Genomic DNA, 7,493 nt, shown 5'->3' with positions numbered 1-7,493 from the left:
CGGACACGCCAAGCCGGCGCGCCGCGGCCTTATAGCCATGGCCCTCATGGAAGACACCAACGACGAGCCGCATGAAACCATCGTCATAACGACGCCTGCGATTCCCGGACATGAGAAACCGCACCTCCAATCATCGAATCCGAATTACTTCAGTCCAACAATCAGGGTGCGGTTCAGACGAGGGGGCTCCCGCGAAGCGGGTGGGGGAGAGACAGCCGGGATAAAATCCAGGCCTCACTCCCCACTCAACTCATAAATCGGCCCATAATTATCCGAATCCGAATCCGGATGCTCGGCCGGCGTCATCCCCAGCGAGGACGAGCCGTTGTCACCGGACGAATCCCCGCTTGAATCCTGCGAATCGGAGCCATCGGAGTTCTCCAGTTCGGAGAAGTCCAACGTGGGTTCGCCGCTGTCGGAGCTGTCGGAGCTGTCGGAGCCGGATTTCGACTTCGACGTGGACTCCTTGTTGACGCTGGTGCTCGTACCGGAGGTACCGGTGTTGCCGTTCGTCTTGTTCCCAGAGGAGACGGCGAACGCGGCGATCGCCGCGACCACGACGATGATGACGATGGCCGCGATGATCGCGATGACCCGCTTGCGCGGGAAGGCAGAGGACGACGCGGAAGCGCCGTGTCCGTCATGCTGAGGCATACTACCGAACTCCTACGCCTCAGTTGAGGTTGGCGGTGCCGAAGTCCATGCCGCCGCCGTTGTCGCTGCCGGCGTCACCGCCGCCGAAGTCGATGCCGCCGTCGCCGTTGTCGCCACCGGCGTCACCGCCACCACCCATGTTCGAATCGCACACGATATCGGTGCCATCCACCAGGATGGCATCCAGTTCTGGCTTCTCATAAGGCTTCATGATTCTGAACGTTTCCACGCATCATCGCTCCCATTCCGCAATCACCCCACCACACACGAAACGCCGAAAACCATAGAGCTTCCGCAAATGTGAAGATTCGCGGGGGCTCCGACCACATCATCGCGCACGCTTGCATCGCACTCCCCCGCATCGTTACCGTCGAACCCATGAACGGAACGGACCACACCATCGCAGGCGGCACGGCGACGACCATGACGGACGGTCTCGCGCAACGACGACGCGACGCCATACGCCGCTGCACCGAAGCGGCGACGGCGGCCGGCCGCCAACTGATGTTCGGCATGACCACCTCGCTCATGCTCCAATCCGTGCCGATTCCCGCCACATGCGACCTCGACACGTCACTCCTCCACACCGTGTCCAGCACCAAACAACGCCGCACACGCAAACGCGGCATCCCGACGCAACCACACGTCTGGCGGGCGCTCGGCGACGCCGAACCAGTACGCGTCAACCGACACGTCTACGCATTGGACCTGACGCACACGTGGGCGCAGCTCGCGCCGCACCTGCCGTTCGAGGAACTAATCGCGCTCGGCGACGCGATCGTCACCGCGATCGCACGGCAATCCTCATTACATCACGGACGCACCGCAACCCAGATACGCGACGGCCTCGCCACGTTCGCCGCGGAACTGCCGACGTTCCGGGGCAAACGCGCGTGCATCGTGGCAGGCCGACACATCATGGCCGGCGTGGATTCGCCTATGGAGACCCGCAACCGGCTCGCCCTGATACGGCATGGCATCCCGCGCCCGGTCACGGGATACACGGTGCCCGGCATGGTGTTCGCCAGCGGCGCGCCGATGACGCTCGACATGGCGTGGCCGGAACAGCGCGTGGCCGTCGAATACGACGGCGACCAGCATCGCACCGATAAAGTCCAATGGCGGCGCGACAGCGAGAAACGCGACCGGCTGCTCAGCCACGGGTGGATCATCCGCATCGCTACGGGAGCGACGATGGCCAACGCCGATGCGCGGGCCGAGCACGCGTTCGCAGTGGCGCGATCGCTGATGCTGCGCGGAGCCGAGTTCACGTTTCACCCGGTGGAGCAGCCGCTGCGGTGAGGTGCCGGTGCAGGTGGATGCTGGTGTGGGGTGAAGGCTGGTGTGGGGTGAGGTGAGCGGGTGTGCTGAGATGAGTGGGCATGAATGATGGCTGGGGCTATGACCTGCTTTTCGAATGAGGACCTGTCGAGCATCCAGCCAGGCTCGGCTTGCCCTTCGGCGCAGAATAGCCATGATCCGTCGTCGAGGGACAACGATTCCTGCCCCTCGATGGAGATTACGGGTGATTCGGCACCGAGGGGCAAGCCCCAAACACCATGGCCTGTGAAGGAGAGCCAAGAACCGTTGGAAAATGGCGGTTTTTGAAATCACGATTCCGCAGGCCTCGCGGAATCCATGCCCCTCGACGCGGAATATGCCTGATTTCTCGTCGAGGGGCAGGATTTCTTGCCCCTCGATACGCATGGAGCCCGATTCGACGTCGAGGGGCAAGAATCCTTGTCCCTCGGCGCGGATGATCCTCCATTCCTCACCGAGGGGCACGGATCGTCATCCGGCTCTTGTCCCTCGATGCGATTCCCGAATGATTCCAAGCCGAGGGGCTCATGAAAGGGGCCAGACCACCCCGCTACGCCACACCAAGCAGCGTGAGCACGATCAGCAGCACGTTGAGCGCGACGATCAGCGCGGCGACGGCGATGAACACCGCGTGCTTGATCGGGCCGTCCACGTACTCGCCCATCAGCTTCCGGTCGTGCGTGTAGCGCAGGAGCGGGATGATCGCGAACGGGATGCCGATCGAGAGGATCACCTGGCCGATGACCAGCGCCTCGGTCGGATTCGGCGCGAACCACAGCACGATCAGGCCCGGCACGAGCGTGACCACGCGGCACGCCCACATCGGCGCCTTGATGCGCAGCAATCCGTGCATGATCTCCGAACCCGCGTAGGTGCCGACCGACGTGGAACTCAGCGACGAGGCGAGCAGTCCGATCGAGAAGATCGTGCCGATCACCGGGCCGAGCACGCTCACGATCGCATGCTGCGCGCCTTCGATCGAATCGGTGCCGGTCATGCCGTGCAGCGAGTTCGCGGCGAGAATCAGCAGCGCGAGGTTCACCGTTCCCGCGAGCACGAGCGCCCAGAACACGTCGATCTTCGACCCGTGCAGCAGCTCGCGCGTGGTGGGGCGTTCCTCGCCGCCCGCGTAATGGTCGTTGACCAGCGTCGAATGAAGGTAGATCGCGTGCGGCATGACGGTCGCGCCGAGCATCGAGGCGGCCATCAGCACGGAATCACGATTCGAGAACCGCGGGATCAGGCCGCCGAGCACGTCGGCCGGCGCGGGAGGCGCGATGAACAGTCCCGCGATGAACCCGAACGTGATGACCAACAGCAGCGCGATCACCATCTTCTCGAACAGGCGGTGCGTGCGCCCGCCCTCGAACATGAGCAGCACGGTGGAGACCGCGCCGATCACCACACCTCCCGCGAACAGCGGCAGGCCGAACAGCAGGTTCAGCGCGATCGCCCCGCCGATGAGCTCCGCCAGATCGGTGGCGATGGCGATGACCTCCGCCTGCATGAAGAACATGAAGCGCCCGGCGTCGCTCATGCGCGAGCCGAGCAGTTCGGGCAGCGAGCGCCCGGTCACGATGCCGAGCTTCGCGGACTGGTATTGGATGAGCACGCTCATCGCGTTCGCGACGACCAGCACCCACATGAGCATGTACCCGTAGCGCGCGCCGGAAGTCACGTTCGCGGCCACGTTGCCCGGGTCCACGTAGGCGACGGCCGCCACGAACGCGGGGCCGAGGATGCTCGCCAGCGAGTGCCCGTGCCGTACGACGCCGGCCTCGTGGCGCGCCCGCTGACGTTCCTTTTCAAGTTCGGAGGCGACGCGTTCCGGTCCGCCGGCCTTCACATAGTCGCGATGCTTGTCGACGCTGTGCCGGCGGCCGTAGCCTTTGCCGGCCGCGGTGTCGGGCGTGGCGCGCACCGCATGCCCGCGTCCGTAGCCGCGCCCCTGCCGCCGCGCGTTCGCGACGGTCGGATCGTTCGTCGCCGCCGCACCGCTCACCACACGATCGTCGTTCAGCGCCTTGTGCGCCGCATCACCACGCGCCGTATCGCCACGCACTGCGTCACCGCGCATCGCATCACCACTCGCTTCACCATTCTCAACACCGGTATCCTGCACTTGCCGCACTCCCCCTCGCGATTACCGCATGGTCACCGCATAATCACCGCACACCGGTATAGCGCACCCATGTTGCGCGCCGCAACCCGCCCACCATCCCGCCTGCCGCCCCACGCCAAACCAATCTTCCTCATAAAATGCGATACATCGCAGGAGTATCCCTCATAAAATCGTGAAATCATCGCAAAACTCACTCAGGAAATGTTGTTCACCATAGGAAACTCGCTCATAAAAGTGTAAAATCGGCCATATCGCAACGATTCATGGAAGGTGGGGAACATGACGTATCTCAAGCGCAACGCGGACGGTTTCCTCGAATCGTGGAAATCCGATCCGCATCGGCTTCCCCTCATCATCAAAGGCCCGCGTCAGGTCGGCAAGACCGAGACGATCCGTCGTTTCGCACGCAGCCACTACGCGAACGTCGTGGAGATCAACTTCGTGGAGGAACCGAAATACCGCGCGATCACGGCGGACGGCTACGCCGCGGACGCCGTCGTCCGCGCCATCTCCCTCATCGACCCGTCGAAACGTTTCGTCCCCGGCGAGACGCTCCTGTTCTTCGACGAGATCCAGGCGCATCCGGACATCGCGACCACGCTCAAGTTCTTCGCGATCGACGGGCGTTTCGACGTGATCTGCAGCGGCTCGATGCTCGGCATCGGGTACCGGCAAATCGAAAGCAACAGCGTCGGGTACAAGACCGACTACGAGATGTATTCGATGGATTTCGAGGAATACCTGTGGGCGCGCGGATACGGCGACGACACCGCGGACGGCATGCTCGCCCATCTGTGCGAGGCACGGCCGTTCAGCCAGGTGGAGATGAACACCTTCTCCTCGCTGTTCCTCGACTACTGCGTGCTCGGTGGCATGCCCGCGGTCGTCGCCTCGTCCATCCGCACCGGGACTTTCGAAGGCACGTTGCAGATGCAACGGCAGCTCATCGGCGACTATCAGGAGGACATCCGCAAATACGCCGACGGTCTCGACCAGGCGCGCATCCTCAACGTGTTCAACCACATCCCCGTGCAGCTCGCCAAGGAGAACAAGAAGTTCCAGATCAGCAAAGTGGCGCGTGGCGCCCGGTTCAAGGACTACCGTGGATGCGTCGAATGGCTGGAATCATCCGGCATGGTGAACGTCTGTCACTGCCTGTCCTACCCGGAACTGCCGCTCAAAGGCAACTACGACGAGAACAAGTTCAAGCTCTATTTCGGAGACACCGGCCTGTTCGTCGCCATGCTGGACGACGAGGCGAGCGATGATCTGCGCGCGAACCGCAACCTCGGCGTCTATAAAGGCGCGTTGTACGAGAGCATCGCCGCCGAGGCATTGCGCAAATCCGGTTACGGCCTCTACTACTACAAGAAGGAGAACTCCACGCTGGAGCAGGATTTCTTCGTACGCACCCACGAATGGCTGGTGCCGGTCGAGGTGAAGGCGCGCAAGGGCACGGCGAAGTCGATGCGCACACTCATCGCCTCGGATTCATACCCGGAGATCCGGTTCGGCGTCAAACTGCACGCCGGCAATGTCGGCAGCAGCGAGCACGTGTTCACCGCGCCGTATTTCACCACGTTCCTGCTGCGTCGGCTGCTGCGCGAATACGATGCGGGGCGCGCACCGCTGCTGGACGATCCGGAACGCTGAACCGCCCGCCGGCCGGAGTCACGTCTCACTGGTCGGCGGGGACTGACTGGCCGGGGCAGGCGTGGAGGACGGCGAGCATCGCGTCCTTTTCGGCGGACGTGACGGTCAGACCGTATTTCGATTTGACGCCGATCTGCCGCGCCACGTAGTCGCAGCGGTAGGCGCCGTTCGTCGGCAGCCAGTACGCGGCGGACGCGGACCCCTTCTCCTGATTGGCGGGGCCATCGACCGCGAGCAGATTGTACGGATCGTTGCCGTAGCGGTACCGTTTCGCCGTGTCCCAGCCGCGCGCGCCCGACTGCCACGCGTTCTCCAACGCGACCACATGGTCGATCTGCACGGCGGCGGACGTCGTCGCACCACGCGTGAACTGAATGGTCTTGCCGGTGTACGGGTCGTCGAGTGTGCCGGACGCGACCGTGCACGCGTACCGGCCGGTCGCGCCCTTGAACGTGACGTCCTTCAGATCGCGGGCGAGAATGTCCTCGCGGATGTCGCAGCCGTCGCCGTCATCGTCGGTCTCACGGTAGCCGAACGCGTCACGGCTGTAGCCGGACGCGTTCGGCTGGTCGTCGACGGCGAGCGTGGCGAGCACGTCGGCGGCCTGTCCGGTCGCCGCCCTCTCGCCGGTGATGCTCGCGACGGTCGGGCTGATCTCCGGCAGGCCGAGACCGACCGCCGCGCCGGCGAGCGCGGCGAGGATGACGAGAATCAGCACACGCTCGACGAGCCGTTCCGCGCTGAAGCGGCGACGACGAAAGCGCGAATGATGACGACGACTCACGCGTAGGTGAAGGTGAGGGGGTCGTGGCCGGCGCGGGTGGGGCCGTCGAGCGCGTCGATCGCGGCGTGTTCGGCCGGTTCGAGCACGAAGCCGAACAGGTCGAGGTTCTGGCGCTGACGGTCCGCGTGCACGGACTTGGGGATGATGATCGTGCCGTTCTCGATGTGCCAGCGCAGGATCACCTGGGCGGGCGTGACGCCGTGCGCTTCGGCGATGCGTTCGATCGTGCCGTCGCCGGCGTTGAGGTCGGCGCCGCGGGCCATCGGCGAGTACGCTTCGACGGCGATGCCGTGCGCCTTGCAGAAGGCGACGACCTCGCGCTGCTGCCACGTGGGATGCAGTTCGATCTGGTCGATGGCCGGCCATTCGCCGGTCTCCTCGTGCAGTCTCTCCAGGTGCTCGGGCAGGAAGTTGCACACGCCGAGCGTCTTGACGCGGCCTTCCTCGCGCAGCTTCGTGAACGCCTTCCACGTTTCGCCGCTGCGCCAGTCGAACGGCGTGGGCCAGTGAATCATGTACATGTCCACGTAGTCGACCTGCAGCTTGGCGAGGGAGTCGTCGAACGCCTTGAGCGCGGAATCGTAGCCCTGCTGGGAGTCGCGCAGCTTGGTGGTGAGCCACAGGCTCTTGCGCTTCTCGCCCGTGTTGTAGCCGGTGGCGGCGAGCGCGCGGCCCACGCCCGCCTCGTTGTTGTAGCCGGCGGCGCCGTCGATGTGGCGGTAGCCGGCTTCGAGCGCGCTTTCGACGACGGGCACGACGCCTTCGTCGTCGATGCGCAGCACGCCGAGGCCGATCTGCGGGATGAGATGCCCGTCGTTCAGGGTGACGAGGGGCGTGTGGAAGGTGTTCGCGGGGGTGTTCGTCATGATGGTTGTCTCCTTATCCGTCTTCCTCATCATAGGTGCCATCGTCGCCGTTACCGCCATTAATCACAAGTGCCGTGGCCCGCGGGAGGCGGGC

General features: G+C 64.4%; 7 protein-coding genes. 2 read left to right on the top strand and 5 right to left on the bottom strand.

Translation table 11 applies throughout. The annotated features are described in order from the left end of the window. Positions 1 to 234 precede the first annotated feature (234 nt). Positions 235 to 654: a hypothetical protein gene (locus AC1AYP_RS07860; RefSeq protein ID WP_476547399.1), complete on the bottom strand. Its 420-nt coding sequence runs from the start codon at positions 652 to 654 to the stop codon at positions 235 to 237. 19 nt (positions 655 to 673) lie between these two features. Next, entirely contained in the window at positions 674 to 883 is a 210-nt protein-coding gene (locus tag AC1AYP_RS07855; RefSeq protein ID WP_476547397.1) for a hypothetical protein, read from the bottom strand. A 149-nt stretch (positions 884 to 1,032) separates the two neighbouring features. On the opposite strand from AC1AYP_RS07855, the gene AC1AYP_RS07850 reads away from it, so the two are divergent. Beyond that, the gene (locus AC1AYP_RS07850) at positions 1,033 to 1,956 is read left to right on the top strand and encodes a hypothetical protein (protein ID WP_476547396.1); all 924 of its coding nucleotides are present in this window, start codon (positions 1,033 to 1,035) and stop codon (positions 1,954 to 1,956) included. A 568-nt stretch (positions 1,957 to 2,524) separates the two neighbouring features. Here the strand turns inward: AC1AYP_RS07850 and AC1AYP_RS07845 are convergent. Next, on the bottom strand, positions 2,525 to 4,051 hold the full coding sequence (locus AC1AYP_RS07845; protein ID WP_476547394.1) for an Nramp family divalent metal transporter: 1,527 nt from the start codon (positions 4,049 to 4,051) through the stop codon (positions 2,525 to 2,527). A 324-nt stretch (positions 4,052 to 4,375) separates the two neighbouring features. Here AC1AYP_RS07845 and AC1AYP_RS07840 point away from each other — a divergent pair, with 324 nt between their 5' ends. Then, a complete protein-coding gene (locus tag AC1AYP_RS07840) occupies positions 4,376 to 5,749 on the top strand; it encodes an ATP-binding protein (protein ID WP_476547392.1) in 1,374 nt (457 codons plus the stop codon). 25 nt (positions 5,750 to 5,774) lie between these two features. On the opposite strand, the gene AC1AYP_RS07835 is transcribed toward AC1AYP_RS07840, so the two are convergent. Both AC1AYP_RS07835 and AC1AYP_RS07830 read right to left on the bottom strand, forming a co-directional pair. Next, positions 5,775 to 6,533 carry an HNH endonuclease family protein gene (locus tag AC1AYP_RS07835; RefSeq protein ID WP_476547390.1) on the bottom strand — a complete coding sequence of 253 codons (759 nt, stop codon included), beginning with the start codon at positions 6,531 to 6,533 and terminating at the stop codon, positions 5,775 to 5,777. Then, entirely contained in the window at positions 6,530 to 7,399 is an 870-nt protein-coding gene (locus AC1AYP_RS07830) for an aldo/keto reductase (RefSeq protein ID WP_476547389.1), read from the bottom strand. Before AC1AYP_RS07830 ends, AC1AYP_RS07835 begins: the two co-directional genes overlap by 4 nt. Between the last annotated feature and the right edge of the window lie 94 nt (positions 7,400 to 7,493).

It is taken from the genome of Bifidobacterium sp. LH_424 (assembly GCF_056356895.1).
This window is presented reverse-complemented; position numbering and strand designations above follow the sequence as displayed.